Source organism: Neomicrococcus aestuarii (assembly GCF_014201135.1).
Classification (GTDB): Bacteria; Actinomycetota; Actinomycetes; order Actinomycetales; family Micrococcaceae; genus Neomicrococcus; species Neomicrococcus aestuarii.
Genome location: NZ_JACHDR010000001.1, coordinates 1,235,603 through 1,262,168, shown reverse-complemented (window position 1 = coordinate 1,262,168; position 26,566 = coordinate 1,235,603). Strand labels below are relative to the sequence as shown.

Genomic DNA, 26,566 nt, shown 5'->3' with positions numbered 1-26,566 from the left:
TCGTAACCTATCCGTCTCGCGTTCCCAGGGCTTCGCGAACCGACATTTTAGCGCGCGGGTCATTGACGAATGGAGTGAATGTGCCATTGTAAGAGTCGTTTCTATCTGATGGATGCGGACTGTTCGATCCGCTCGGCTGCGTCACTGCACACTCGGTTAACTGTCTGAGCGAACTGGAGCATCGTTGCATGGAGCAAAGGTGTCGGTGTGCCAGGGATCGGTGTGGTCGCGAGGTGTCGCAACATCATGAAAGAGAAGTGGCTCAGGTCGCTCAGAAACTTCCAAGTAGCAAACTCCACGCTGTTATCGCCGTAGTGGACCTTTACCGGCGCGCTGGTAGTCAGCTTCCTCGTCGACTCGGAAACGTCGAGCCCCAACTCGCCCGCGAGGCGTTCGAAGTGTGTCCGTGTTGCTGTCCTCTCAGCAGTGATGTGCGCCGAAAGTGCCTCACCCATCTCCACAGGCACAGCGCCGACGGTAGGTGCAGCAGTAGCCAGAAGCAGGTGGTTCTCTGTGAAATAGAGCGAGTCGGTGAATAGCGCACGGAACGCTCGGGTGAGGCGTTCCTTGCGATCCTCGGGAGCCTGAAGCCAAGCGATCGTCGTCGCATCCTCGATGGCAGCGCGCATCAGCGGGTACAGCACCGTCGCGTCCAGGTGGAAACGCCCTGGTTCAGTCTTGAAGATATCCCGATGTAGTGCACGCAGCATCCGTGCAGCGTTCCTCGCTCGCTCCTGGACATACCTCGATACGGCGAGCGAGTCCTCGCCGACGGTTGCGCTGGCATTATCTCGGTGTAGTCGTGAACCGTCAGGGAACCCTGCATCCGCAAGCTTCTCGAAGCACTCGGCACGTTCCGTCCAACGGTCGCACGCCTGCCAGAGCTTTGCGACAGTCTCCTCTGGGTCCATTTCAACCTGCATTGTCCACTCCCGGGCTACGTCGCGTCTGATCCGTGGTGAGCCGAGGTCCCGGACCTGCGCCCCGTTTTCCGGGAATCGCGGGAGTGAGGAACCCTTCGCGGCGTGCAGAGGCGATCCAGTCTCTGACGGTCGCCTCTGGACGATCGAAGCGTGCTGCGAGACGTTTGAGGAGACCGACTCCAGCAGGTGCTTCTTCGAGATATGCGTGTGCAATCTCGGTGAGGGTGCTGTCCGGAAGTGGCGGGCGTCCTCGTTTGGTCTGCTTGGCGGCACGCGCGCCTGACTCGAGGGCGTTGACTTCTTCGGAAGTAAGTTCGTCGGGTCCACGATCCCGTCCCATGAGAACCTGGAGGCCATCGGTGCGCCATGCCTCGTGGGCCAGGGATTGCTGCGCCATTGCGACGATTCTTCCAAGTGGGATCCGTCGCAAGACATCGCTGGTGATGAGCTGCTCAGGTTCGCTGCGTTCTTTCTGCTGGTCGTTGCCATCCTCGCCGACGAAGTCGCCCCAGTCATCAAAGTATCCCCAAGAGGTTCGGAAGAGTTCTAGCTCAGCAATCTCCAGCCCCCGGCCGCGATTGATCAGAATGCCATAAACAGTGACGGGTAAGTCTCGACTGTTGTAGATGAAGTCAGAGACGTATCCTTTGCCGCGCGCACGTTCCTTGATGTAAAGCTCGAGGCGCTCGGTTTGCCAAGTCGATTCGTCATCGGGATCGAGTGCATCATTTCGATCCCAACCGGGGTCGAACATTGCGCCTTTGTAGAGGTCATTTAGCTGGCGCATGCGACTGCGGTCGTAAGACAGGTCTCGGACCTGCGGATGGTCGGAGCGGATGCGCAATTCGTCTTCGGGAACGTTGGGATCCACGTAGTCGTCGGATGTGAACTCAGGTTTCGGTGCCATGTCAATCAGCATATGACAGCAGGTTCGCATACAAGATGGTAAAATCTACCGACTTGTGCCGCAGGGATACTCGGCAGGTTTCCGGCCCAACATTTTAAGCTGTCAGCATTGGGAGGATGTGGCCGGACCACCTCCGCCAATTTCGCCAGGTAGCGAATGGTGGTGGCCGGGTCGGCGATTTCACGTTGATTGCCGATCGTGTGTGGGAGATCTGAGGCACTGGGAATCAGCGAAACTCGATCGGCTCGTCGGATGGCACGAAGCGGTGAAATCGGCGCTCTCGGCTCGAGGCGACACGTGGCTTGTGTCGCCTCGTCGTTCTGCGGTTGGCCCCGTACCTGCTGGGTGAGCCTGTCATGCCGACACAGCGGCGGACATGCCCCGAACAGCAGGGAGCTCCACCATGCCCGACCCCACGCCGCCACCGGCTATGCCCGCCGGGCACTTACCCGCACCCAGCTACGCCGACGACCAGGTCACGCTCTACGAGGGCGATACCGTCCAGCTCCTCCCGCTCCTCACGGCGGCGAGTATCGATGCCCTGGTCACCGACCCGCCCTACGGGCTCAGCTTCAACGGGCACTCCTGGGACGACGCCAGTGGGTTCCGCGACTCCCTCTCTCACCTCGATACCAGCGCAATGACTGGGCCAGAGATATTCGAGGCCTGGTGCACCGCTTGGGCGCACGGCGCATTGCACGCGCTGAAGCCGGGCGCACACATTGCAGTGTTCGGTGGTGCACGCACATGGCACAGGATGGTGCGCGGCATCGAGGACGCCGGGTTTGAGATCCGGGATCAGATTGCCTGGCTGCACACCACTGGGATGCCGAAGTCGATGGACCTTTCGCACGCACTCGACAAACACCACGGTGCGCACCGTCCCGACCGTACGGTGCAGACCACCGAGCATGATGGTGTGCTCGGTGCGACGCGCACGGTGCTCTCGAAGGGCACACCCGTGACGGAAGACGCACAGCTCTGGGAGGGGTGGGGCACGGCGTTGCGTCCGGCGTTCGAGCCGATCATCATCGCCCGCAAGCCACCCGAGCAGAACACAGTCCGGAACGTGCTCGCGCATGGTGTCGGCGGGATCAACATTGACGGAGCCCGGTTTGCCGATGACCGGTGGCCGACGAATGTCGCTTTCGATGCGTCCCAGGCGGACTCTTTAGATGTGTTGACGGGGACGTGGCAGGGCGAGTCGCTGTCACGGAAATTCCCCATCTTCCGTTTTGAACACAAGCCTTCACAGGCCGAACGTCCCCGCGCGTTCGGGGTGTCGCATTCGACAGTGAAACCGCTCGGACTCATGCGCTGGCTGATCACCCTGCTCACCCCGCCGGGCGGCACCGTGTTGGAACCGTTCGCCGGATCCGGGACCACCATCGAGGCCGCAGTCAGCGCTGGGTTTCGAGTGGTGGCGGTGGAGAAGGATCCGGCATACTTGCCGTTGATTCAATCTCGGTTGGGCCGCTGAACATCAATTCGGCCACATCGGTCCTCGCCAGATCACTGGAGGGCGGCAAACCCGATTCTTGCAGCTAGCTACGCGGAGACGGACGGATTGCTCACGAGACGACCGCGGTCATGGCGGACTCTCCGGCATTCTCGTCAGTCCGGTGATGTCCAGGGACGTTGTTCTGCCCCCGCGCGCAATGACCCCGTGCCTATTCAAGAAGTATCTGTCCAGACCGCTCGCCATTGAAGGCGTGTAGAGTTTGGGGTATGTCGAGTCCCGAATCAGACAGGTCAGGGGTTGTCGGTCACGCCGCCAGCCCCTTGAACCACTAGTTACAACGCCCACGATCTCTGTGGGCGTATGTCTGGCGTACCCGGGGCGCTGGCCGTGGTGACAAGAAGAACCATCTCTTGATCTCACACCTCGGAGTACTCGATGCCTTTTGCTTTATACATGCTTGCCCTGGCGGTCTTCGTCATGGGCACTTCAGAATTTATGCTCGCGGGGTTACTCCCTGCGATCGCGACCGAACTTGACGTCTCGGTCGGCACTGCAGGCCTGCTGACCTCTGCATTCGCGGTCGGTATGGTCATCGGCGCACCAGTGATGGCGGCGTTCGCTCGCCGTTGGCCACCGCGGCTCACATTGATCGTCTGCCTTATCGTTTTCGCGGGAAGCCACGTCATCGGAGCGATGACACCCGTGTTCTCTCTCCTGCTCATCACCAGGGTGCTCAGCGCTCTCGCAAACGCAGGATTCCTCGCCGTAGCACTGAGCACGGCCACAACCCTCGTACCAGCGAATCAGAAGGGGCGTGCACTGTCGATCCTGCTCTCCGGCACGACGATCGCAACCGTAGTGGGCGTCCCCGCCGGGGCACTGCTCGGCACAGCGCTGGGTTGGCGAACGACGTTCTGGGCGATCGCCATCCTCTGTATTCCCGCGGCCGTTGGAGTCATTCGTGGAGTCGCGAACAACGTTGGTCGGAGCGCGACTAGCGCGACCTCACCAAGGCTCCGTGTCGAGCTCAGCCAGTTGGCGACGCCGCGGCTCATCTTGGCCATGGCACTCGGGGCGCTGATCAACGGAGGGACCTTTGCAGCATTCACCTTCCTGGCACCCGTCGTGACCAAGACCGCGGGCTTGACTGATGGGTGGGTGTCCATCGTGCTGGTGATGTTCGGCATCGGATCGTTCCTTGGCGTCACGATCGCAGGACGCCTATCAGATCAACGACCTGGCCTCGTGCTCGCAGTCGGCGGACCGCTATTGCTGACAGGCTGGATCGTGTTGGCAGTGGTCGCGTCCCATCCCGTTGCGCTTATCGTCCTCGTCCTGATTCAGGGCTTTCTGTCGTTCGGTGTTGGCAGCACTCTGATCACGCGCGTGCTGTATGCAGCATCGGGTGCGCCAACGATGGGCGGTTCATACGCCACCGCGGCGCTGAACATCGGAGCTGCCGCGGGGCCGGTGCTTGGTGCGTTCGGGCTCGCGACCGGGCTGGGGTTGATCGCGCCGATTTGGGTCGCCTCGGTGCTGACAGCGATCGCTCTCGTCATCATGCTTCTCACAGGGCGCGCGCTCACGAAGACCGCGGTGGAGGCCAATTGATGAATCATCCAAATGCGCTTCTCACTCCTCGTACCCGTCTCCGGTTAGCCCGTCTGATTATCGAAGACGGCTATCCGGCCACGATCGCCGCAAAGATGTTCATGGTCTCCCGATCACGGCCCGGAAATGGGCCGGTCGCTACCAGGAAGAGGGTGAGTTTGGGATGCAGGATCGCTCCAGCAAGCCGCACCGGATCCCAGGCAGGACGCCCGAGCATGTCAAGAAGAAGATCATCAACCTGTGCTGGCGGCTTCGACTGGGGCCAGCCCAGATCGCTGCGCGACTTGGCCTCTCGACGTCCACTGTTCACGCGGTCCTCGTCCGTTGCCGCGTCGTAAACTGCCTCTCGCATATCGATAGTGTCACTGGCGAGCCCTTGAGGCGATATGAGCATCCTTATCCGGGATTGTAGATTCATGTCGATGTCACGAAGTTCGGCAACATCCCCGACGGCGGTGGACATCGTTACGTAGGTCGGCAGCAAGGCGCACGGGACAAGCTCGCGACTCCGGGATTGCCACGAGGAAAAGACCACAAGCCGCGCACCGGAACGGCGTTCGTTCACACAGTCATCGACGACCACTCCCGCGTCGCATATGCAAAAATCTGCTCGGACGAGCAGGCGAGCACAGCGGTGGGAGTTCTCGAACGCGCCGTGGACTGGTTCGCCGAACGAGGCGTGACCGTCGAGCGAGTCCTATCCGACAACGGGTCGGCCTACAGATCCCACGCATGGAGAGACTTCTGCGCTCGGCTCGGCATCCGACACAAGCGGACAAGCCCCTACCGGCCGCAGACGAACGGGAAGATCGAGAGATTCCACCGCACGCTCGGGGACGGATGGGCCTATGCCAGGTTTTACGGTTCAGAAGCCGAACGACGCCTGGCACTGCCCGGCTGGCTCCACTTCTACAACCACCACCGACACCACTCTGCGATTGCCGGCACACCCTTCGACCGACTCAAAAACGTCCCTGGACATCACAACTAGATCGCCAAGGAACGGATCATCAACAACTCGCCAGCGACAACGGCATGCACTGATTGGTTGCCTACCTGACAGGTATACCGCCCCGTAACAACGGGCGGCGCACCAGCATATGGAAAGGAACAATCATGGCCACCGGCCTCCCTGATGAAGAACCAAACACCCCAGCCTCCCTGGAAGCAAACGTGACGCCACGAAGTGTGCCCGCATATCTGTTCCTCGGGGTGATCCTCTGGTCTGATGACACCGAGGAAGATCCAACGGTGATCGCCGACCGAAACCCGGTGACGTTGGCACGGACCATGGCGGTGATGATCCACGAGATGATCGACGACTCACCCGCCTACGAGGGTGCGACGGAGTTCCTGGAATCGAATCCGCCACCGCAAGATTGGGTCCTACCCGAAGACGTCGACGACTGGTTGGAGGCGTTGCGGGAGGCAACCCCGTATCCGTCGTATTCGTTCCACCAGATCCCGACGACCGGTGGGGCCGATGGCACGAACCGTACCGTTGTGAACCGGTACCTGGACAGTGCGCTCCAGGCGCGTGAGCAGTCACTGAGTGTGGACGCTCCAGATGACCCCCGACGCCAGCATCCCGGCCCTGCGCACAGCCTATGACCCACCGGCACTACGTCGAGATACTCGGTCTCAGTGAGGCCCGCGAACATGACGATTTGACGCATGTTTCATACTCAGAGCCGCATCTTCACCCGATCCGCTGGACAACACCGGTGGGGCCGCCTATCCCGGAAGTACTGCCTGCGGTTGACCCGCGCCTGACGTGCGCATCGCGTGCAGATAGTCGGGCCACTAAATAAAGGAGAAACTTGCCATGTCTGATATCAACGTCACGCCACCGCTGGGATATGTTCCTGATCCGTTGACCCCGCACCGGGTGGTGATCGAGTTCGATGTCCTCGCGCGCAGTCAGGCCGAAGCTGACTACATCGTGAATGAGGTACTTGTTGAAGAACTTGCCGGTGAACCTGAGACGATTCGCACCGATGGGGATCGGGTGTTCGGGGAGGACTTCGGCGGTGACGTGTCGAGCATCACTTCGTGGATCCCCGTCACCGGCACTCCGGCAGCGACACCTCGCCAGGTTGTGATTCCGTCGCCGGGGTGGGAATCATTCGAGGAGAGCGGGATACCGGAGATCGTGGCCGAGATGTTCCCGCCCGAACCCCACACCAGCAATTTCAGCCTCCCCGACGGTGCACCCGACACCGAAGGCTTCGATGAAGCACACGAACAGTGGCGCGACGAATGCCTCTCACTCGCAATCCAAGCCTCACGACTCCCAGACACGCTCACGAAGCTGGAGCGAGCGGAGCGTGTTCGTGATGGGCTCATCGACCTCATCGAACGAGAACAGCTGCCCGTGGAGCCGGTGAAAGAGGATTACCTCGTCACCGTTGCGCCCGCGTACGAGGGCGAATTTGAGGATATGCGGTTTGCGTGGGATCACGGGCAGTGGCGCACCGCGTTCACCGACCTCGCTAGGCATCGAGAACATGCCCTCCAGGGGTTACTTGCTGAGGGCGGACCGCGGACGATGTTCCTGCCGGAAAAGTTCCATCGGGAGTGGCTTCCCGCGGACCTGATCGCGATCCAAACTCTCCGAACGGTCGTGGAACGGGAGACGGCCGGGCAAGGGGTACCGCTGCTGGACCGAACGCAACGGGAACAGTTGGAGGCGATGCTGTTCGCTGCGGACCCAGATGTGCGCATCTCCGACCCCGCAGACCCAGACCGAGGCGAGCTGTATGCCGGGCCTGCATCAGAAGCTCATGACTGGATTCCACCGGGCGTATATGACGCGGAGGGACTCGATGGCGCTGGTGAGTTTCGGGTCGTTGTCGGCAGGATGCCGATCGGTGAGGGGACTACAGCATCAGCGGCATTCCCTCCAGTCGAGCACGACAGCGCCACACTGAACGAGGTCGCACGCATCATCGAACAGCACACCGAACAGCACGATGCAGCGGCGGTACTGCGGCAGGTGAACGCGGCGGTTCTCCGCACCGGTCGCACCGGGGTGACCCCTGCAAATTTCAGTGACGCAACTTCCGAAGTACCGTTGACAAGACTCGAGCGTGGAGTCCTCTTAGGTGACCTCCTCGCTGACCGAGAACAGCACCTCGGCTCCGGCCCGGAGGACCCCGAATCGCCATCCACAGACCGTCATCCGGGGCGGCATTTGTAGCAAATTCATACTCGACCATCGCGGCAGCGTGGTGCGGTGGACTTGACGATTTGACGCATGTTCTATACAAATCCGCGCATCTTTACCCGAAATGCTGGCCAAACGATCGAAGGCTCGGGTAGGCGTTGAGATCTGAACGAATGCTTTGACGCGGAGTAGCTGACCGCTGGGTGACACCTTGCCGTGGGGGGCAGCAGTGGCGCTGCCGCACCTGGATTGGTGACACCACATTCATAAGAGTCTGGAACCGGTGTCACGAGGGAGGCGCACATGAATATCAACGACCCCATCGCCTGGCCGCTGCCCATGCGCCTCCCTGCCAACCTATCCGACGCTGCGGCTGCATACGCGACCGCCGGGGTGGCAGTGTTTCCCTGCGTGCCCGGCGGAAAACGACCCCTCACGAAGCGCGGGTTCCACGATGCCAGCACCGACCCGAGGCAAGTCGCACGCTGGTGGGATCGGGTTCCGACCGCGAATATTGGCATCCCCACCGGCAGCCTGGTTGATGTCCTAGACGTCGATGTGCACGCGGCGGGCACCGGGTTTCCAATCCTGCACAGCCTGCAAAAACGTGGGCTGGTCCATGGATGGGGGCAAGCGGTCCGCTCACCCTCGGGTGGCCTCCACCTCTACTACCCGGCAGACCCGGCGCAAGCATCTCCATCGTGGTCGCGAGGACACACACATGTCGATTTCCGGAGCACGGGCGGATACATCATCGCACCGCCCTCCACGGTCACCACCGACCGTGGCGACCGCGGTTACGAAGTGATCGCTCTCGGCAAGAAACCAAGCCCCGTGGACGCCGAGGCGATCCGAGACTTCCTCACTCCGCAGCCTATTCCGACGTCCCGATCCTCATCTGGCTCTTCGTTGGTGCAGGACAAATCGGTGGAACGGATTGCCGACTGGGTAGCGCTCCTGCCGGAGGGCAACCGAAACGCGGGCTTGTTCTGGGCGGCCTGCCGCCTCGCCGAGGCCGGCATGACCGAACTACGCACCACTACTGTGCTGGGGCCGGCGGCAACACGGGCGGGCCTTGCCTCACGGGAGATTGCGGCGACGATCCGGTCCGCGCACCACAGTGCCCAAGTCCCTTACGACCCTGGCGAAAGCACTGTATCCACGTTGATCGTGAAGGCTCCGGTCGGACGATGACCACACACGCCCTAACGCCTAGCACCCCCACTTGGAGTGACGGTGTGCCGGGCTCGGATACGGCAGGGCCGCCTGCGGGTTCTGGGGTGTCACGGTTTGTGATTGTCCTCGCCGTAACCGGGACAATTCTTCTCGCGCTCGGCGCGTTCTGGCTGTCATTCACCACACTTCAAGACCTTGCTGTGCTCTCCGGGATCCCCTCAGAGCAGGCATGGATCTGGCCGCTCATAGTCGACGGCGTGATCCTGGAAGCCACCGTCAGCGTCGTCGCCTTGCGAAACTCCACACCATCAGCGCGGCGATTCGCCTGGCTGCTCCTCGCTGCCGGGGCAGGAGTGTCGGTCGCAGCCAACATCACCCACGCTGTCGTCTCTGCTGATACCCGTGTCCCGGCACTCATAGCCGCGTTGGTCGCGTCGGTGCCACCGTTGGTGCTGCTGGCGATGACACATCTCACGGTCGAACTAACCCGCAACACCACCCCGGTCGTCGCTTCGATGGACACGAAGCAGCATGCCGTGATCGACGAAGCTAGACCCACAGGCCGCCAATCGGTGACGCCCACTGCGAAGCCTGTTCCTTCGGAGGCGGATCGTACTTCTACGCCTCATGTCCCACACTCCACACCAAACGGCACGGCTCCTGCTTCGCGAGAGGACGCACGGTTGCGGGCTTTGACGCTGAACGCCGACGGGGTGTCGAAGCGACAGATCGCCACCGAGCTCGGTGTGCATCCCACGACCGTGGGCCGCTGGCTGAACACACCTGACCGTCGACAGAACGGAGACACCCATGACTGACCCAATGAACCTCATTACCCCGGCCCCAGATCGACGCCACCCCGATGCCGATCCGACCCCGCAGACCACTGCGGCGACGGCGGCGGAGCGGCGGGCGAGCGAGTTCGCGACCCACGGGGACCCGACGCTCTCCCTCCACGACGTTGATCCGGCGTCGCAACGTCCGGGAGTGCAATGGGTGCGACCCACCGATCTTGCCGCCCGTACGGCGGGGGCCATCGTTGACCGCGGCGCGGACCTGAATACCCGCCTCCATGAGGCTGTCTTAGAAGGCGTCCGTGACGGACGTGCCCAGTTGCAGGAACGACTCGCCAAACGGCAAGACCAGTTGGACCCAGATATCACCCAGACGGCAACGCTCCGGCGTTCGCTCGGGAGAACGGGGGTGAGCCGATGAATGATCCTCGTCCCGGCACCACCCAGGTGCCGCACGACACCCCGACCCGCTAACCAAAACCTATGCCGTCCAGGCCGTTCACACACCCCGGCCGGCACCATCACAGACCCCCGACACCGGGCACGTCTGCTGCTTTCCCCATGCCACCGCGCCAAAAACTGGCCCGGCAGGCATACCCGCAGCGGATGCGATTTGTGGGCTGTGGTCCCTTTCGAGGTTTCGCGGGATGGGAATCGTACCTACACATCACCGACAGAAATTTTCTCTTGAGGGAGTCGCTATGAACCATCACCACTCATCCCAGAACCACCCATCGATCCCGGATTTCACCACCGGGGAAGGGCTCCGTGAGCTGCTCACGGAGTTGAACGAACACAACGCGTGGGCGACGAGCCCGGTCGCTGCAGAACTGATGCTCTACGCCACTCAGAAGTACACGCCGATTGCGAAAGCGTGGCGTCGAGAACCGGCCGATGCCGCATATGAGGCGTTCGTCGCAATGAGGCAGCGAACCACGCTGCGCGCTGATGACCCGTGGGCGGTGGTCACTCGGGCAGTCGCGCTCGGCATCGCCGCCGAAGTACACGCCGACCGCAACATGACCTCCCAGGACAAGGCGCGCAGACCCTCGAAACGCCCCCGCGAAGAGCCAATGCGCGCCGGCCACTACGAGGAGTTCTTCTACGATGTCCACCCGCACGCCCACTCCCTCTACGCCAGAGAACTCGGCGACGAGGATCATTCGGCAGATCGGGTCATCCGCGCCACCTGCGTGTTCCTCGTCCTCACCGACTGGCCCGCACGCCCGGTCGAGCAGGCGGTGGACTACATCGCCCACCGTGTTACGGGGCTGTCCTCGCGAGGATCTGCGGTTGAGATCGTGTCGAAAGAACGGCACATCGCGATCCGCCTCGGGTACACCCCTGAAGAATGGGCGGCGCTCGTCCGTCTGGTCATCGGCACCAAGACCGGGAAGCGGAAGACCGGTCAGTACGGGCTCTTCGCCCGTGTGCTCCTCGGGGATGACGTCGCCGATCTCCTCCGCGACGAAGACCTCGTCGAAACCTCCCGGCGCAGTGCTTGCCTGCCTGACGGGCGGGACGGAGGGCAGTCGTTGTGACTCGGGGACATCTGATTCTGGAACAATCGATCGACCAACTCAAAAGGGGCTCACAGTACCGGCGTGACCTCGATGATGATCTGGACGAGCTGTGTGCGTCGATCCAACGCACCGGGGTGTTGAACCCTCCCGCGGTCACCGAGGAGTACGTGATTATCACCGGGAACCGCAGGGTCGCGGCGATGGAGAAACTCGGGATGCGTGTCACCCCCGTCTGGGTAGTTCCCGGTGTTTCCGACAAGCTCTCCTACGTTCTCGCGATCCGTGACGAGCAGACGCTTCAGAAGACACTCAGGCCGCTTGAGCAGGCGGAGCTCTATGAAGAACTCAAAGCGCTCTATGCCGAAGACGCCGAACGACGAGAGGCCGCCACCCGGTTCGGGGCGGCAAGCCGCGAGCAGCGACTCACCGAGAACCCGGGCTCCAGAGAGGGTGTGGCCGGGGGTGCCGAGTCGGCACCCCCGTGGCGCTCACCCAATGAAGGGAAAGCCCGGGTGCAGGCTGCGCGAGCGGTGACCGGCAGGGACTCACGGACAATGCTGGAACAGATCAACCAGCTCAAACAGATCGCTGCCGACGACGCCGAAGACCCCTATGTGCGCCAACACGCGGCCGAAGCACTGTTGGAGATCAACGAGGACCGGAAGGTCAATGGCCGATACCAGGCAGTGAAGACCAGGCAGAACGTAGCCCGTCTCACCCGTATGGCTGAACATCCGGACACTCCCGAGCAGGCTCGCACCGCTGCCGCGGCGGAGCTCCGCACCCTGCAAGACGTCGCATCTCCTGCAGAAGCGGCGAAAGAATCGGGCCTCGCCCTGGCCCGGGTGACCGAGATCCACAAGGCCGCGACCGATCCTGCACTGGTCGGATGGAAGGACGTGGATCCGCTGCTACGGGAAAAGCACGCGATCCGTAAGCTCGTCGATCTGCTGCGCCGCGAGCACGGCTGGTGGGACCGCTACGACCCGGAGGACTTCGGTAAGCACGCCGATGACGCCCAGTGGGAACTCGTCGAGAGCTACATCATCGAAAGTCACCGTTTTCTCGACTTCGCGCGCGGTGCCCGTGAACTACGGGAGGAGGCTCGTGATGCCGACGTTTGAGGATCCGAAGGTCGACGCCGACGAGCTCGGAGAAGCCGCTCGAGGTCTTGCCTACGCAACCCGGAGCTTCGAGACTCCCGTCGACACTTACGAGGTGCTCGGTTCCTTGCACCATGCTTTGTCAGGGGTGCAGCAGTCGCTGCAGCAATTGGCGGCCTGGCACGAGGGACACGGCCAGTTCGCTGCCACGGACAACGGGGACCGGACGGCTGGGCAGGAACACGCAGTCAATGCATCGGGCTGGTTGACGATCGCGGCAGCCTCCACCGAACAGGTGATTCATCTCGTGATGAAAGCTCAAGCCGAGAACGGGTACATCGCGTGGCAGCCTGACCGCCACATCGTTGCCGCGCCGAACCAACTCGCTGCCCTCGCCGAAGCACTCACGGCGCGGGAAGCAACCCTCACTCCTGAGGAGAACAACCCCAGCGGTGTGACCGGAAACGAGCGCGGCCTCTCGCGCTGAACCGCTCTTCCGGGTGGGGCGCGCACCTACCGGGTGACCCCATTTCGCCTGGCAGGAAGGCCCGCGCCCATGTCATCGCCACACTCTGAGCAGCATCGCAGGAAGCGACTACTCATCATCCTGACCATCACCGGCTTCGTCGTCACGTGTCTCGCCGCCGTCGGGATCTACGGCCTCGTCACCGGCCCTCAACAGGCAAGCACCCCACCTGCGACAAGCCCCGCCGCGCCGTCGGAACCTACTGTCGCTGCAGACGACCAGTTGGGTGCCCGGCTTCCCTCGCTCCCGAAAACGAATGACCCGGAGGCGTACGCGCGGGCAGTTACGGTCGCCCTGTTCGAGTGGGACAAGTTCACCTTGCTCACCCCGGCCGATCACCGGGGTGTGCTGATTGCGGACGCCGATCCCACGGGCACCGAAGCCCCAGGGCTCATCTCGGATCTCGATGACTATTTCCCCTCAGCGTCGACGTGGCGAGACCTCGCGGAGTATCGCACCTCCCAGCAGATTCAGATTGAGCAGGTGTTCGTTCCGGACCTGTGGACGGAAGCAGTCGTAGCGTCTGGTGGGCAAATCGTCGAGGGCACCCACGCCTTAACCGTCGAGGGCATCCGGCATCGCGAAGGTGTCTGGTACGACGAGCCCGTGACTTCCGCGCATCCGGTCGCGTTCACTATTTTCATCTCATGTGAACCGGTGTTCGATCGCTGCCATCTCTTGCGACTGTCCGAACTCGACAACCCCCTCCGGTAAGCGAGCGCTCTGATGAAAAAGTTGCTCGTCTTCGCCCTCATTGGGATGCTCCTCACCCCAATGATTGGACTCCTTGGGGTCGGTGTGTTGGTCAACCCTGCAGTGCTCAATCAGGCGCACTGCATCGCCTCCGGCATCACCCTCGGTCCGATCCCAGACTCCCTGGAAGTGACGATGAAGGACGGGCACACGTTCACGCTGAACAAGCAGCAACTCACCCACGCGGGCACGATCATCACCACCGGATCGAACATTCCCGGGGTAGGGCGGGAAGGAGTTCTGATCGCGCTCATGGCTGCACTGACCGAGTCCACGTTGCGCCAGCTCGCCAACACCGGCACCTACCCCGAATCCGGGGACTTTCCGAATGACGGGAACGGATCCGATCATGACTCGCTCGGACTGTTCCAGATGCGCCCACAATCCGGGTGGGGAACCGTGGCCGAGCTCATGGATCCGAAGTACCAGGCTCGCGCCTTCTACGGCGGACCAGATGGCCCCAACTATCCGAGCCCTCGAGGGCTTCTGGATATTCCAGGGTGGCAGCAGATGGATAAAGGCGAGGCTGCCCAAGCGGTAGAAGTCTCCGCTTACCCGGACCGGTACCAAAACTATGAACCTGTTGCCCGGACCATCCTCGACGCCCTCACCCTCCGCGGAGGCAAAGGCAATGGTGTCCCTGGAGACATCGCGATTCCAGAAACGTCCCGGCTGGTGTTCCCACTACCGACCGGCAGCTACGTGCAGACCTCAACGTTTGGCCCGCGAATCGACCCGATCACAGGCGAAGCCCGCCTGCACTCCGGCACCGACTGGGCTGCCCCCGATGGGACTGCGATCTTCGCCCTCGCAGACGGGATCGTCACTTACGCAGGCATGGTCGAAGGGTTCTCCGGAGAGATCACCATCGAACACACGATCGGCGGTGAAAAAGTCGCGACGAGATACATCCACATGTGGGAGCACGGCATCCACGTCACTGCTGGGCAACGCATCATCGCGGGTCAACACATTGGCGACGTTGGCTCCTCCGGCCACTCCACCGGCCCTCATCTGCACTTCCAAGTCCACCCCGGCGGCGCGAACCATCCTGCGATAGACGCGGAACCATGGCTCGCCGCACGCGGCATCGAAGGCCTGGACGCTCCCGTCGGCGGCGGCCCGGGCTGCACCGCCTGACAGAGGCTCGATTAGCGTGCGCACCTGACCAGTACCCGACTCACTCGTGCCCCGTCAGGAGAACCCCATGCGCATCTCGCCCGTCTTACCTTTGATCCGTTTGGCGGAGAACGTCTACCCGAACATCGACAGTGTGGGCGGACGCGGCACCCTCATCGGCATAGTCGGTGCACTCCTGACCATCACGTTGATCATCGCCGTACTGATGATGGTGATCTCAGGAATCGTCTGGGCGGTGTCTTCTTCCAGTGGCAATTTCCAGGCTGCTGCGAAAGGCAAGGTCGGGGTGTTCGTCGCTCTTGGCGGAGCCGTCCTAGCTGGGGCGGGAGTTGCCTGGATGAACTTCCTGCTGAACCTCGGCGACACACTCTAAGCGCGTTTGCGTCCCGCACCTGTTCTGGTGACCACCGCCTGGTGGCTCACCAGTTCTCGTGAAGGAGCCCCTCCCATGTCTGCTGCCCTCGACACCCTCATCGCTATCACCGCGGTGTTACCTGCGGATATCAACATCACCCCGAACGACTCCGGGCTGCCCGGCATCGCTGCCCTCCGGACCGTGGTCGGGGCGGTAATGACAATCGGACTGATCCTCTCCGTCCTGGCACTGATCATCAGCGCCGTGGTTTGGGGCTTCGGCTCCAACAGCTCCAACCCGCACCTGGCCTCCCGCGGGAAGATCGGCGTACTCATCTCGTGCGCGGCGGCGATCATCACCGGCGCATCTGTGACGCTGATCAACTTCTTTTGGAACGTCGGACAGACCGTCTCCTAACCCACACCCCGAACATACGAAGGGAGGGGTGTTGTGGCTGGTATCTGTGACGTCCCCATCATCAGCAACGTCTGCGACACCGTCGGCGAAAGTGCCGCGACCCTGGTTGCGGCCCCGTTTGATTGGCTGGCCCAAGCCATCGGCCAGGCCGCGTCCTGGCTCTTCCAAGGTGTGTGGTCGTTGTTTGACTCCACCACTCTGGTCGACATCACCGGGGCCGGATACATCGGCGTCTACAACGTAATGTTCGGCATCGCGATCTTCTTGATGTTGATCTTCTTCTGCCTGCAACTGATCACCGGCCTGATCCGTCGAGACGCAGGCTCCCTTGGCCGAGCAGCCCTGGGGCTCGCGAAGTCAGTGCTCGGATCATTCCTGGTGATCACGCTCACCGCAACGCTGCTGGAGGTCGTCGACCAACTCTCCATCGGGATCATCCAAGCCACGGGAACGACCATCGAAGAAATGGGCGGGAAGATCGGAATCCTCGTCGCCGGCCTCACCGCGATCAACCTCACCGCACCCGGAGCGGGGGCGATCATCACCATCTTCCTTTCGTTCCTGGCAATCTGCGCGGCAGCGATCGTCTGGTTCTCCCTACTCATCCGCAAAGCCCTCATCCTGGTTGCGGTCGTGATGGCACCGATCGCATTATCCGGGGCGAGTTGGGATGCGACGAAGGGCTGGTTCGGAAAATGGGCATCCTTCGTGCTCGCCCTGATCTTCTCGAAACTCGTGATCGTCGTGGTCTTCCTAGTGGCAACCAACCAGGTCAACGCCCCGATCGACATGGACTTGTCATCCATCGCGGATCCCATCGCGGGGATCGTGCTGATGTTCATCGCCGCGTTCGCGCCATACATGGTGTACAAATTCATTTCCTTCGTCGGCTTCGACATGTACCACGTGATGTCCGCGGAGCAGGAGTCGAAGCAGGCGATGAACCGGCCGGTTCCGATGCCCGGGAAACCAGACGGTGCTGGACCGCAGAAAGTCCTCGACGGAGGAGGCGACAGCAAAGGCTCGGGCGGTGGTGCCCCGCCGCCGAGCTCAGCCCCTAAGCACTCTGCTGCTGGCTCAGCTGGAGGCGGTACTGCAGGCGCTGGTGCAGGAGGTGGCGCTGCGGCTGGAGGCGGTGGTGTAGCGGCCGGAGGTACAGCTGGTGCCGCCGCCGCTGGTCCGATCGGGATCGCCGCGGTCGCAGGCGCAACAATCGCCAAGGGTGCGGCAGAGGCCGGCCCGAAACTCGGCGGCGCAATCGGACGTACAGCCGACGGACACGCTGACGCAGCGGGAGAAGGGCAAACGCCTCCGCCGCCCCCTGACCGGTCCGTACCACCGGCGGCACCTCCCGTTACACCCTCATCCGCTCCGCCTTCCCAGGCGGCTGCTCGCACCTCATCTGCACCCCCGCCACCGCGGGCGGAGCCGAAGAGTTAGACCCCCAGACGTTCCCGAGAGGAGGTGACACCGCAACCCCTTGGCGGTGCGTGAGCGCAGGCATCCGAGTCAGCCAGCGACCTGACTTAGATCCCGCTCACGCACCGCCGTTCTTTCTTGCTGTTCGTACCTGACCGGCGATACCCATTCCCGCCTCGAGGAGTAATCATGGCCACCGCATCCAGCACCGAGTTCGATCTGTCCCCGGTGAAGTTCTCCCGACTCACCCGCCGGGGCATCATCCTCGGACTCTCACTACCGCAAGTCATCGCCGTCAGCATCGCCGTCCTCGTGTTCGTCGCCTCCCTCTACATCGGAGGCCCCGCCGCACTTTATACGGCACCGATCTGGGGCATCGCCCTCGGGCTAGCCGTGGTTCCATTCGGCGGCCGAAAGATGGTCGAGTGGGTGCCGATCACTCTGCACTGGATATGGCGGACCCGAGCCCACCAGACCAGTTACCGGCGCAAGATCGTGAAGCCCCGCCCCGCAGGAACCCTCGCGCTCCCGGGCGACGCGGCAGCACTGCGGCAGTATCAGGACAAGGAATCTGGTGCAATCATGGTGCACGATCCGCATGCTCAAACATTGACGGCGCTGCTGGAGGTGACCCACCCCTCGTTCATCCTGCTAGACCCGGGAGAGCAAGAGCGCCGTGTCCACGCGTGGGGCCGGGTCCTCTCGACCACCTGCCGTTCTACCCGCATCGCTCGTCTGCAAGTGCTGGAGCGCACGGTCCCCGATTCCGGGTCCGGACTATCGCAGTGGTGGGCGGAGCACGGCAACGATGACGGGTCCTGGGTCGCCCAAACCTACCGGGAGCTGATCGAGAGGGCAGGCCCTGCCGGGGAACGCCACATCTCCACGATCTCGCTCAGCCTGGACATGCGGGCCGCCTCCCGCGCAATTCGCACCGCGGGCGGCAGCCTCAAAGGCGCAGCCGAAGTCCTCAAACAAGAGATGCACACGCTCACGACGGCGCTACGCACCGCGGATCTGAAACCCTCCGAGTGGTACACACCCGGCCAACTCGCCGTGATGCTCCGCAGTGCCTACGACCCGGGAGTCGCCGCCACCCTGGAACGTTCTGGAACGATCGGACACGACCTTGCTACTGCTGGTCCTGTTGCGGTGGAGGAAACGTGGGAGGGGCTGCGCTCGGATAGCGCCCATCATGCGGTGCTGTGGATATCGGAATGGCCGAGGTCTCTTGTCTATCCAGGGTTTCTTGCCCCAGTGCTGCTGTCCTCGGGAATCCGACGTTCGTTCACGCTGCTGTGTGACCCGATCCGCTCTGATCAGGCAGCACGGGATATTCGCAAGAAGAAGACCGAGTACATCTCGGATGCGACGCAACGCCAGCGGGTCGGGCAGATCGAAGACGCCCAACAATCCGCCGAGTACCAGGACGTGCTACAGCAGGAGGCCGACCTCACCTCCGGGCACGGGGTCATCCGCTACACCGGCCTCATCGCCGTCTCCGCCACCAGCAACGACGAACTCGAAGCTGCCGTGTCTGCGATCGAACAGGCCGCCATCCAAGCGTCTTGCGAGACCCGACGCTTGGTCGGCCAACAGGCACAAGCGTTCGTTGCTGCCGCATTGCCTTTATGCCGAGGCATTTGACGGTTGAACGTCATCATCTCGGCCTATAAAGCTCTGGAGCCAGTTGTTGGCGGATCAAGTGGCTGTATTTTCTCTACGTCTAGTTTCAGGTAAGCGGCGAGTTTGGACGAAAATGAGCCGGATGATCTAACGAGTGGTCACTACTGCGGTTCTGCTCGTCACTAGATGCCCGACTGGCGTCCAAGATTCGAAGCCTGAGTCTGTTTGAAAGTGATGCCTAGCACCTGGAAGTAGATCCGGATTCAAGGGGTGTGTGGCAGCCGGGTTGTGGTAAACCTCCATCCCGTCGATCCATGCTTCCTCATACCCCTCATTGACTTCGTTCGAAAAAGTTTCTTCTAATCTGCCGTCACTCGACACGCGAATTCCGCTATGGATAAGAGTCACTCCCGGTCGGCCGAAAGCAACCTTGACTCCCATTCTGTTGAATTTTGCGAGAGTACCGCTGGCGTTAAAAAGCACGGCGCTGATGTTGGGCGCGTCTGGAAGGCTAAAGAACCCTGACGCAATCTTCTTGCCCTTCCAGAGGTGATGCGTGACCGGACGGCTAACGATCTCTACTCCTTGATCATTCTGAACTTCAAGAAACTCGACACCGTATAGATACCGCAGCAGCGACTGCCCGCTGTATGTCATCGAGAACTCGTCATGAAAGTCTTGAATTGCAATCACTAGCGGCGCGTCAGCGACTTCCAGGCTTTCCCAGTAACGCTTTTCCAATTTCGCACTGAGCGGACCAGCGAACCGAATTGGGAGATAGTTCTGGACGTAATCAGCAATTTCCTCGACAGACTCGGGTTTCTGGGAAGTGGCAGGTTTCCCGTTGATGATTGAGGGGTTGATTGTCGTGGCCTCGATGAAGAAGGTACCTCCGAGGCCACGAGCGAGAAAATCTGGTGCAGGGCTCGGCTGTGATACCGCGTATCGTGATTCAACGAGCATTGCGAACAAATATAATTCCCAGATGCGCGCGTCGAATCCGGTCGTTTGGAATTGCTCTATGTAGTTGCCGTCCTGATTCTCATACCAACACATCATCACATTGATCAGTTCACGAGCTGCAGCAAACCCCTCACCAAATGCGAGATGCTGGAATCGCTCATGGAATCGTTGTTCCTTGACAACGGGCGCAAAGAAGTCGACTGGATCAGCTTCATCGCCTTGAACACGCTCTTCTTCTATGTCTGCTTCGACTTGCCTCATCAGACGGCGAAGCTCCGCGAGTGCATCTGCCGATGATGTGTAATAGGCGGTTTGTTTCACCCAGCGAAAGCGGCTAGCGAGGTCCCTGGCGAACAGGATGCCGGAGAACTCTTCATCTGTATCTAGCATCAGGAGAGCAAAAACTGACCTCGACTTGCTCTCAAACCAAGCAACCTCTTGGCCGAAGAGTACGGAAGTAGGTTGGCGGCAGAATCCTGCAAAGGCGTCAAATTTCTCTTGGGATATCTCTCTCATTGGCCTAAAACTGCCCCACTCGTTCCAAAAGCAGAAGTTCCGCGGTGAAATGACCAGCCTCTTCTTGCTGCTGTAGGTACTCATTCTCTCAAAACCCGACCAGCCGTACTAGGACGTTCGTGGCGACGATATTTCAGCCACAGTGCGGGGCTGAGCTTGAGGCAGTCCGCACCTGACGGATGTCACTGCTCGTCTTGAGGAAAGGCATCCACATGGGACCGCGACCGAATCCAAAGAAGCTCTACTCCACCGTCCTCGTCGAGGACGGGAAAGGTAAACGTCGCTCGCGCAAGGCCCGAGAGCGTGCTGCCGTGCAGGTGATCGCCCGCGACCGGTTCGCCCAGCTGGAGGCGGAGAGAGCGAAAGTTGCCGCCGAACGAGCAGCTGCTCGCAGCACCGACTATCTCCCCAGAGGCGGGGAACCGGGACCTGCCGCGTTGCGCTCGTATCGACAGTTTCGGGTGCCACCGCACCAGGACACCTCCGCAACCCTGCAGGGAGCCTATCCGTTCTTGGCTGAGGGCGGACTTGGCTCGCAGGGTGTGTTCGTGGGGCAGGATATGTACTCCGGCGGCAGCTTCGTCTACGACCCCTGGGTGCTCTACCAGCGCGGCATCATCACCGCCCCAAATCTCGTCCTGGCGGGTATCGTCGGCTCCGGGAAATCGTCGCTCGCGAAATCGCTCTACACCCGGTCGATCCCGTTCGGTCGCCGCGTCTATGTCCCTGGTGATCCGAAGGGTGAGCACACCGCGGTCGCCGAAGCTGTCGGTGGGAAAGCGATCATTCTCGGCCACGGACTCCGTAACCGCCTGAACCCGCTTGATGAGGGATACCGGCCTGGTGGGCTCTCCGACCCCGAATGGGCTTCCACCGTTGCTTCACGCCGCCGCGACCTGATCGGGGCCCTCGCCGAGACGGTGCTGGAGCGTGCCTTGTCACCGCTGGAGCACACCGTCATTGACGTTGCCTTGCAAGCCGTCGTCGCGTCAGCGTCGGTGCCGATCCTCCCGATGATCGTCGACCGGATTCTCACCCCTGATCCGGGCGATGACGAGCGCCTGGCTGAGGACGGACGTCTCGTCGGCCATGCGCTGCGCCGCCTCGTGTCTGGTGACCTCGCGGGGCTGTTCGATGGACCTTCGACTGTCACGTTTGACCCGACGCTGCCGATGATCACCCTCGACTTGTCTCGTGTCGTGGAGAACTCGACTCTGATCAGCGTGCTGATGACGTGCTCGAGTGCATGGATGGAGTCTGCGCTCCTGGACCCTAACGGGGGTCAACGGTGGGTGGTCTACGACGAAGCGTGGAGGCTGATGTCCCACCCGGCGCTGCTGAAGCGAATGGATGCGCATTGGCGGCTTGCCCGCCACTACGGCATCGCGAACCTCCTGATTTTCCATAAGCTCACCGACCTTGACAACGTTGGTGACCAGGGATCCGCCATGCGCGCCCTCGCCAACAGCCTCCTTGCCAACGCAGAGTCCCGGATCATCTATCGACAAGAATCTGATCAGATCGGAACCACCGGCAAGACGCTCGGTCTCACCGGTACAGAACAGAAACTGCTCCCCAGCCTCGGCACCGGGCAGGGGCTGTGGCGGATTAAAGAGTCCAGCTATGTGGTTCAGCATCAACTCCATCCGGAAGAGCTCCGGGTCTTCGACACGACGCAACGGATGAGCCAGAATCCGCCTAACCCCACAGCTCCCGGTAGCACTGCGGGCCTGTCATGAGCATGCAGGGCGCACCCATCTCGTCACCGCGAACGGTGTCGCCTGTAGGGGCGGCGGCGCGATGAGCGGCTTGTCCGAGGAGGAACTCGCCCAACACTCGACCGCGTTGGTGGACGGGTTGGAAGAGATCGCGCAGAGATACCCAGAGCACGTCATTCTCGCGTGGGAGGACCCCGTCACCTTCGGGAGCGGCCATTTCTTCCTGTATCCAGAAGCAGGCTCGATGACCCGGTTCGCGGTCGAGGAGCAATACACGGGCACCGATTGGTCCGACGACGATCGGGTGGCAACCTCGTGGACATGGGATTCACAGGCACGAGTTCGGCAAGCTGATGGCAGCTATCCCTGGAGGTCTCTCGCGCATGGCGAAGTCAAGGCCGGCGACTATCAGCAGCTACTGGACCTCGCCAAGGAATGGGCGAAGACTTCTCACGATCATGCAGAACGGGAACAGGCCCTCACCGCTGATCCCATCACGACGACGGCCGTCGACCGGGCGGGCGGGCCGCGCACCTTGTTGTCATGAACCCAAGAAATCACCCTCCAATGTCTTCGCTCGTTTTCGTTCGTGCGGACGTGATCGTATGAGTCTGCGCCGTGCCCGCCGAACCCCACAGAACCCACCCGTCCCACCCGTCCCACCGTCAGACCAGCGCGCAGAGATGGTCGTGGTGCCACCGGTGCTTCCGCAGATCCTCCTCGAGGCCATCAATGCCGACACACTCATCGCCACCGTCAACGGAGATAAGCTCTCGGCCACCCCGATCCGGCGAAGCGATATCACGCAGACCCTCACCGAGCTCATCGCCCGGCTCGGATCACCGACACGGGTGGAGGTGCGGGAGCTGGATGGCAGCGTCCACGCCGATATCCTCACCGCGCCCGCACCGCAGCCTCGGTCACCGTTTGCCCCGCCCGCCGACGTACCCGCAGCGGTGGTGCTACCGAGCTTGTTGGAGTTCGCCGCCGATGGATTCGTACCCGGCGAGGATGTTGCCCTCGCCCTGATTCTCCGCCATTCCTCCGCAGGACCGACGGGCACCGCCCGGGCGCTTTTGGATCGTGGAGAGAAACCAGTCGTGACAGGTGAGGTGATTCTGTTCGGCCGGATCTCCGGCACCACATCGGTGCAGCGCATCGACTGACCCGGCACAGCGCCCCGCACCTGTTCTCCTGACCCCGCACGCCCTGTCTCGGGGTCAGGAAGGTGGCCCGTCATGTCTGGCCCTGTGCAGGCGAAACCCGCCAACGATCTCTTCATCAACCTCGCCCTCGGCACCCTCATTGCCGCTGCCGGCTTCACCGGACTCATAAGAATCGCAGGCAGCGTGGCAGCGTTCCTCAGTGGCCTGCCGGAACCCACCGAAGGGTTCACCTCCGGCGTCAGCGTTCTCGCCACCCCCACCGATCCAGGGAAAGCACTCGGTGCTGACGGCCTCAACCCGATCCTCTACTGGGTCATCGTCGCCCTGTTCCTCGGGATCCTCGGAACGGCGGGCTTCTTCGTCTGGCGGGCAATCCACCAGGCCCACTCAAAAACCGACCCGCACTGGTTGGCCGGCACCGCAACAGCAGCCGAGGTCGCCCGGGTTGCCTCGGCAAAGGCCCTGGTAAAGAAGGCTGCAACGCTGCGGCCGTCACTGACCGGAAAGCCGGTCCCTGCCGATGTTGGATATCTCCTCGGCACCGGCAAAGGCGGGCAGGTGTGGGCGACCGTTGAAGACAGCATCCTGTTGATCGGTCCGCCCCGTTCCGGGAAAGGTTTGCATGTGGTCATCAACGCAATTCTCGACGCGCCCGGTGCTGTCATCACAACCTCCACCCGCCCTGACAATCTCACCGCGACGTTGAAAGCGCGGGCACGGAAGGGAAAGGTTGCCGTCTTCGACCCGCAGCAGCTGGCCCCGGGACTGCCCGCGGGGATGCGCTGGTCACCGGTGAGGGGCTGCCAGGACCCGTTGACGGCGATGATCCGCGCGAAAGGCCTTGCCACGGCCACCGGGTTCGGTGGTGTCCAAGATGCCGGATTCTGGGAAGGAAAGACCACTGCCGCAATCCAAGGACTCCTGCACGCGGCAGCACTGGATGGGCGCGGCGCGAGAACGCTCTACAAGTGGGCACTAAACCCGACTCTCGCCGCCGATGCTGTCCGGATCCTCTCCTCACACCCGGGAGCAGCGGAAGGATGGGCAGACTCATTGGATGCGATGGTGCAAGCCGACCCACGCACCAGGGACTCCATCTGGCAAGGCGTCTCCCTCGCGTTCTCCGCCCTGGCCGATCCTCGCGTCCTTGACGCGGTGAGCCCAGCCCCGGGCGAAGAGTTCGACCCGGAATCATTCCTGTTGGGTAACGGAACTTTGTACCTACTGGCGACGGGGGCCGGTGCTGGGGCGGCATCTGCGCTGGTGGCGGCGTTCATCGAAGACCTCGTCGAGACCGCGAGGAAGATCGCCGCACACTCACCGGGAGCCCGCATGGACCCACCTCTCCTGCTCGCGCTCGACGAGATCGGGAACCTCGCACCGTTACCCAGTCTGCCGACGCTGATGGCGGAAGGCGGCGGCACCGGCATCACCCCGCTGCCGGTGCTGCAGTCGCTGGCCCAAGCGCGGGAAAAGTGGGGCGAGAACCAGGCCAACGCGATCTGGGACGCCTCCATCGTGAAGATCATCCTCGGAGGCGCATCCAACAGCAGAGACCTGCAAGACCTCGCCACCCTCATCGGTGACCGCGACGAAACCACCGACTCCATTACCACCGACGCGTACGGAGCGCACTCGAGCCAGCGATCGATCCGACGCGTGCCGATCCTGCCACCCGATGTGCTGCGCACGCTCCCGTTCGGAACCGGGGTGGTGATGCTCCGCACCGCACGCCCCATCATCACGAACTTGCGGCCTTGGCCGAACCGCGCCGACTCGAAGCAACTCCGCACCGACCGGGCCGAGATCGAGCAGACACTTCAGGGCCGTGCCAGATAGTCCGGATCGGGATCGTACCTGTCGGGTAGTCCCAGCGATTCCGCGGGGGCGATGATCGATAGGAGTGAAGCTGATGACTATTCGCACGAAGGAATCCCTCTCGGGTTTCATCGCATCCGACCCGGAACTGACGTTCACCAGCAAAGGGGATGCGCGTTTGTATATGCGTGTCGGGCAACCGCAGGCCCGCTTCGAAGAAGACGGTACTTTCACAAACCTGGATCCGGCATTCACTGACCTCGTGATGTTCCGTAAATCCGCTGAACTCGCGCATGCGCAGTTCCGTAAAGGCGACAACTTCATCGCCGAGGGTGAAACCCGCACATACACCGGCAACGAAGGGGCCGACCGAGAACAGTTTGTCGCGTCCCGAATCGGACATGACAACAACATCACCCGCTACACGGTTGACCGCACCGGCCCGGAACGCGACGCTGCAAAGCGGGAGGCCCCGGTACAGGAACAAGTGCAACAGGCACTCGCGGAGCGAGAAGCGCAGCTGGACCCTGAACCTGCCACAGCTGCCCGCGACAACACCCCTCCTCGCGAGGCCGTGGCCCGATGACCCGGGTGCGGCGACCAGTACCCCGTACACCTCCATCTGGTCGCCGCACTCGACTTCTTACTTGGCGCACTGTCCCGGTGCGTACGACTTCTTCGCCGATGGAGTTTCTCATGAACCCCGATAACACCTCGCCTCATTTACCCCAGCCAAAGCCTGACTTCGATGGGGTGGACCTGTCTGACTTGCCTCCGGAGATCGAAGCGAAGACCCGGCAGCTCGCGAAACAGGCCTACGTGAACGACCTCGCCGCGACGCTTGCCGCTGTGCCTCGTCCGATTAACTGGCTCACCCTGCCACCTGATGATGTCGAACACGAACTCCTCGCCCTGAATGCCTGGGTTGACTGGCTCCGTCACACCTACGGCCTGCCCGCCCAGGTCGTGCCGCCGATGTGGCACCGTCACCCCGAACTCTTGTGGGAACTCTCGGCACTCAGGCAACACTGGTTGTTCTGTTTCGACCCGCAAGCCAAAGGGAACCAGGCCCTTGCCTGGCATCACGACTTCGCTGTCGCCCGGGAACGCCTCCGCGACTGGGTCACGATATCCGGTACTCGGCTTGACCGCGACCGACCCACCAGGGTCACGCCATGGCCCGGCGGGGAAGCTGAAGATTGGGTCGAACCCGACACGGCTGAACGACCAGTGGCCGATCGTACGGACGATTTCGCTTCCTTCGTCGCCGAGCAGGTTGCGGGTCGGCTGGCAGAGCTGGACGCGGTCATTCGGAAAGTAGTAGAGGATGAGAGGCGCGGGCAATGAGCCGTACGAAGCGGTATGAGCGCCGAACTGGATACGTGCCGTACGCGGAGCGACGCTTTTTCGTCGACGCAGTTCACAGGCCTGAGCCCGACCTTGGGGTCCTCACGGAACTGTTTATCCGTCTTACGCTCGAACGT

Annotated in this window: 26 protein-coding genes and 1 pseudogene; 24 read left to right on the top strand and 3 right to left on the bottom strand. The window is 62.1% G+C overall.

The window, feature by feature from the left end:
• Positions 1–101: 101 nt before the first annotated feature.
• Both HD598_RS05595 and HD598_RS13300 read right to left on the bottom strand, forming a co-directional pair.
• Positions 102–911 carry a hypothetical protein gene (locus tag HD598_RS05595; protein WP_183664395.1) on the bottom strand — a complete coding sequence of 270 codons (810 nt, stop codon included), beginning with the start codon at positions 909–911 and terminating at the stop codon, positions 102–104.
• A 1-nt stretch (position 912) separates the two neighbouring features.
• On the bottom strand, positions 913–1,830 hold the full coding sequence (locus HD598_RS13300; RefSeq protein ID WP_206348526.1) for a hypothetical protein: 918 nt from the start codon (positions 1,828–1,830) through the stop codon (positions 913–915).
• A gap of 403 nt (positions 1,831–2,233) precedes the next feature.
• On the opposite strand from HD598_RS13300, the gene HD598_RS05585 reads away from it, so the two are divergent.
• The 18 genes and pseudogenes from HD598_RS05585 to HD598_RS05500 all read left to right on the top strand — a co-directional run bounded on the left by HD598_RS05585 (position 2,234) and on the right by HD598_RS05500 (position 18,922).
• Entirely contained in the window at positions 2,234–3,310 is a 1,077-nt protein-coding gene (locus tag HD598_RS05585) for a DNA-methyltransferase (protein ID WP_241095361.1), read from the top strand.
• Positions 3,311–3,652: 342 nt separating this feature from the next.
• Positions 3,653–3,706, top strand: coding sequence for a chloramphenicol resistance leader peptide (locus tag HD598_RS13850; protein WP_011113070.1), 54 nt, complete (start codon positions 3,653–3,655; stop codon positions 3,704–3,706).
• Between the two features lie 21 nt (positions 3,707–3,727).
• Positions 3,728–4,903, top strand: coding sequence for a chloramphenicol efflux MFS transporter Cmx (gene cmx, locus HD598_RS05575; protein WP_183664392.1), 1,176 nt, complete (start codon positions 3,728–3,730; stop codon positions 4,901–4,903).
• Positions 4,903–5,894 (top strand): annotated as a pseudogene (locus HD598_RS05570) (IS481 family transposase). The gene cmx and the pseudogene HD598_RS05570 overlap by 1 nt, the downstream one beginning before the upstream one ends.
• Before the next feature lie 125 nt (positions 5,895–6,019).
• Positions 6,020–6,514 carry a hypothetical protein gene (locus HD598_RS05565; RefSeq protein WP_183664390.1) on the top strand — a complete coding sequence of 165 codons (495 nt, stop codon included), beginning with the start codon at positions 6,020–6,022 and terminating at the stop codon, positions 6,512–6,514.
• A 214-nt stretch (positions 6,515–6,728) separates the two neighbouring features.
• The gene (locus HD598_RS05560; RefSeq protein WP_183664388.1) at positions 6,729–8,102 is read left to right on the top strand and encodes a hypothetical protein; all 1,374 of its coding nucleotides are present in this window, start codon (positions 6,729–6,731) and stop codon (positions 8,100–8,102) included.
• Positions 8,103–8,372: 270 nt separating this feature from the next.
• On the top strand, positions 8,373–9,263 hold the full coding sequence (locus tag HD598_RS05555) for a bifunctional DNA primase/polymerase (RefSeq protein WP_183664386.1): 891 nt from the start codon (positions 8,373–8,375) through the stop codon (positions 9,261–9,263).
• Positions 9,264–9,307: 44 nt separating this feature from the next.
• Positions 9,308–10,063 (top strand): DUF2637 domain-containing protein, encoded by a 756-nt coding sequence (locus tag HD598_RS05550; RefSeq protein ID WP_311538968.1) that lies wholly within the window; start codon positions 9,308–9,310, stop codon positions 10,061–10,063.
• The gene (locus HD598_RS05545; RefSeq protein WP_183664382.1) at positions 10,056–10,460 is read left to right on the top strand and encodes a hypothetical protein; all 405 of its coding nucleotides are present in this window, start codon (positions 10,056–10,058) and stop codon (positions 10,458–10,460) included. Before HD598_RS05550 ends, HD598_RS05545 begins: the two co-directional genes overlap by 8 nt.
• Before the next feature lie 280 nt (positions 10,461–10,740).
• On the top strand, positions 10,741–11,580 hold the full coding sequence (locus tag HD598_RS05540) for a hypothetical protein (protein WP_183664380.1): 840 nt from the start codon (positions 10,741–10,743) through the stop codon (positions 11,578–11,580).
• Positions 11,577–12,686, top strand: coding sequence for a ParB N-terminal domain-containing protein (locus HD598_RS05535; RefSeq protein ID WP_183664378.1), 1,110 nt, complete (start codon positions 11,577–11,579; stop codon positions 12,684–12,686). Before HD598_RS05540 ends, HD598_RS05535 begins: the two co-directional genes overlap by 4 nt.
• Positions 12,673–13,152: a hypothetical protein gene (locus HD598_RS05530; RefSeq protein ID WP_183664376.1), complete on the top strand. Its 480-nt coding sequence runs from the start codon at positions 12,673–12,675 to the stop codon at positions 13,150–13,152. Before HD598_RS05535 ends, HD598_RS05530 begins: the two co-directional genes overlap by 14 nt.
• 69 nt (positions 13,153–13,221) lie before the next feature.
• The gene (locus tag HD598_RS05525) at positions 13,222–13,905 is read left to right on the top strand and encodes a type I phosphoribosyltransferase (protein WP_183664374.1); all 684 of its coding nucleotides are present in this window, start codon (positions 13,222–13,224) and stop codon (positions 13,903–13,905) included.
• Positions 13,906–13,917: 12 nt separating this feature from the next.
• The gene (locus HD598_RS05520) at positions 13,918–15,084 is read left to right on the top strand and encodes a M23 family metallopeptidase (protein WP_183664372.1); all 1,167 of its coding nucleotides are present in this window, start codon (positions 13,918–13,920) and stop codon (positions 15,082–15,084) included.
• A gap of 67 nt (positions 15,085–15,151) precedes the next feature.
• Positions 15,152–15,457: a DUF6112 family protein gene (locus HD598_RS05515; protein WP_183664370.1), complete on the top strand. Its 306-nt coding sequence runs from the start codon at positions 15,152–15,154 to the stop codon at positions 15,455–15,457.
• A gap of 75 nt (positions 15,458–15,532) precedes the next feature.
• Positions 15,533–15,856, top strand: a complete 324-nt coding sequence (locus HD598_RS05510) for a DUF6112 family protein (RefSeq protein WP_183664368.1) — start codon at positions 15,533–15,535, stop codon at positions 15,854–15,856.
• A 33-nt stretch (positions 15,857–15,889) separates the two neighbouring features.
• On the top strand, positions 15,890–17,296 hold the full coding sequence (locus tag HD598_RS05505) for a conjugal transfer protein TrbL (protein WP_183664366.1): 1,407 nt from the start codon (positions 15,890–15,892) through the stop codon (positions 17,294–17,296).
• Positions 17,297–17,464: 168 nt separating this feature from the next.
• A complete protein-coding gene (locus HD598_RS05500) occupies positions 17,465–18,922 on the top strand; it encodes a PrgI family protein (protein WP_183666631.1) in 1,458 nt (485 codons plus the stop codon).
• A gap of 126 nt (positions 18,923–19,048) precedes the next feature.
• On the opposite strand, the gene HD598_RS05495 is transcribed toward HD598_RS05500, so the two are convergent.
• Entirely contained in the window at positions 19,049–20,380 is a 1,332-nt protein-coding gene (locus tag HD598_RS05495) for a hypothetical protein (protein WP_183664364.1), read from the bottom strand.
• A gap of 212 nt (positions 20,381–20,592) precedes the next feature.
• Between HD598_RS05495 and HD598_RS05490 the strand changes: the two genes are divergently transcribed.
• The 6 genes from HD598_RS05490 (at position 20,593) to HD598_RS05465 (ending at position 26,429) form a co-directional block, all read left to right on the top strand.
• A complete protein-coding gene (locus HD598_RS05490) occupies positions 20,593–22,119 on the top strand; it encodes an ATP-binding protein (RefSeq protein ID WP_183664362.1) in 1,527 nt (508 codons plus the stop codon).
• A gap of 61 nt (positions 22,120–22,180) precedes the next feature.
• Entirely contained in the window at positions 22,181–22,645 is a 465-nt protein-coding gene (locus HD598_RS05485; protein WP_183664360.1) for a hypothetical protein, read from the top strand.
• A gap of 154 nt (positions 22,646–22,799) precedes the next feature.
• On the top strand, positions 22,800–23,264 hold the full coding sequence (locus tag HD598_RS05480; RefSeq protein ID WP_183664358.1) for a hypothetical protein: 465 nt from the start codon (positions 22,800–22,802) through the stop codon (positions 23,262–23,264).
• A 72-nt stretch (positions 23,265–23,336) separates the two neighbouring features.
• Complete coding sequence (locus HD598_RS05475) at positions 23,337–25,103, top strand: type IV secretory system conjugative DNA transfer family protein (RefSeq protein WP_183664356.1); 1,767 nt, start codon at positions 23,337–23,339, stop codon at positions 25,101–25,103.
• A 73-nt stretch (positions 25,104–25,176) separates the two neighbouring features.
• Positions 25,177–25,668, top strand: a complete 492-nt coding sequence (locus HD598_RS05470; protein ID WP_183664354.1) for a single-stranded DNA-binding protein — start codon at positions 25,177–25,179, stop codon at positions 25,666–25,668.
• A gap of 110 nt (positions 25,669–25,778) precedes the next feature.
• Entirely contained in the window at positions 25,779–26,429 is a 651-nt protein-coding gene (locus HD598_RS05465) for a hypothetical protein (protein WP_206348530.1), read from the top strand.
• Positions 26,430–26,566: the final 137 nt, after the last annotated feature.

Bases quoted from the DNA above. Each gene is read 5' to 3' on its own strand.
- HD598_RS05595 (WP_183664395.1), bottom strand. From the start codon at position 911: ATGGACCCAGAGGAGACTGTCGCAAAGCTCTGGCAGGCGTGCGACCGT.
- HD598_RS13300 (WP_206348526.1), bottom strand. From the start codon at position 1,830: ATGGCACCGAAACCTGAGTTCACATCCGACGACTACGTGGATCCCAAC.
- HD598_RS05585 (WP_241095361.1), top strand. From the start codon at position 2,234: ATGCCCGACCCCACGCCGCCACCGGCTATGCCCGCCGGGCACTTACCC.
- cmx (WP_183664392.1), top strand. From the start codon at position 3,728: ATGCCTTTTGCTTTATACATGCTTGCCCTGGCGGTCTTCGTCATGGGC.
- HD598_RS05565 (WP_183664390.1), top strand. From the start codon at position 6,020: ATGGCCACCGGCCTCCCTGATGAAGAACCAAACACCCCAGCCTCCCTG.
- HD598_RS05560 (WP_183664388.1), top strand. From the start codon at position 6,729: ATGTCTGATATCAACGTCACGCCACCGCTGGGATATGTTCCTGATCCG.
- HD598_RS05555 (WP_183664386.1), top strand. From the start codon at position 8,373: ATGAATATCAACGACCCCATCGCCTGGCCGCTGCCCATGCGCCTCCCT.
- HD598_RS05545 (WP_183664382.1), top strand. From the start codon at position 10,056: ATGACTGACCCAATGAACCTCATTACCCCGGCCCCAGATCGACGCCAC.
- HD598_RS05540 (WP_183664380.1), top strand. From the start codon at position 10,741: ATGAACCATCACCACTCATCCCAGAACCACCCATCGATCCCGGATTTC.
- HD598_RS05530 (WP_183664376.1), top strand. From the start codon at position 12,673: ATGCCGACGTTTGAGGATCCGAAGGTCGACGCCGACGAGCTCGGAGAA.
- HD598_RS05525 (WP_183664374.1), top strand. From the start codon at position 13,222: ATGTCATCGCCACACTCTGAGCAGCATCGCAGGAAGCGACTACTCATC.
- HD598_RS05520 (WP_183664372.1), top strand. From the start codon at position 13,918: ATGAAAAAGTTGCTCGTCTTCGCCCTCATTGGGATGCTCCTCACCCCA.
- HD598_RS05515 (WP_183664370.1), top strand. From the start codon at position 15,152: ATGCGCATCTCGCCCGTCTTACCTTTGATCCGTTTGGCGGAGAACGTC.
- HD598_RS05510 (WP_183664368.1), top strand. From the start codon at position 15,533: ATGTCTGCTGCCCTCGACACCCTCATCGCTATCACCGCGGTGTTACCT.
- HD598_RS05500 (WP_183666631.1), top strand. From the start codon at position 17,465: ATGGCCACCGCATCCAGCACCGAGTTCGATCTGTCCCCGGTGAAGTTC.
- HD598_RS05495 (WP_183664364.1), bottom strand. From the start codon at position 20,380: ATGAGAGAGATATCCCAAGAGAAATTTGACGCCTTTGCAGGATTCTGC.
- HD598_RS05490 (WP_183664362.1), top strand. From the start codon at position 20,593: ATGGGACCGCGACCGAATCCAAAGAAGCTCTACTCCACCGTCCTCGTC.
- HD598_RS05485 (WP_183664360.1), top strand. From the start codon at position 22,181: ATGAGCGGCTTGTCCGAGGAGGAACTCGCCCAACACTCGACCGCGTTG.
- HD598_RS05475 (WP_183664356.1), top strand. From the start codon at position 23,337: ATGTCTGGCCCTGTGCAGGCGAAACCCGCCAACGATCTCTTCATCAAC.
- HD598_RS05470 (WP_183664354.1), top strand. From the start codon at position 25,177: ATGACTATTCGCACGAAGGAATCCCTCTCGGGTTTCATCGCATCCGAC.
- HD598_RS05465 (WP_206348530.1), top strand. From the start codon at position 25,779: ATGAACCCCGATAACACCTCGCCTCATTTACCCCAGCCAAAGCCTGAC.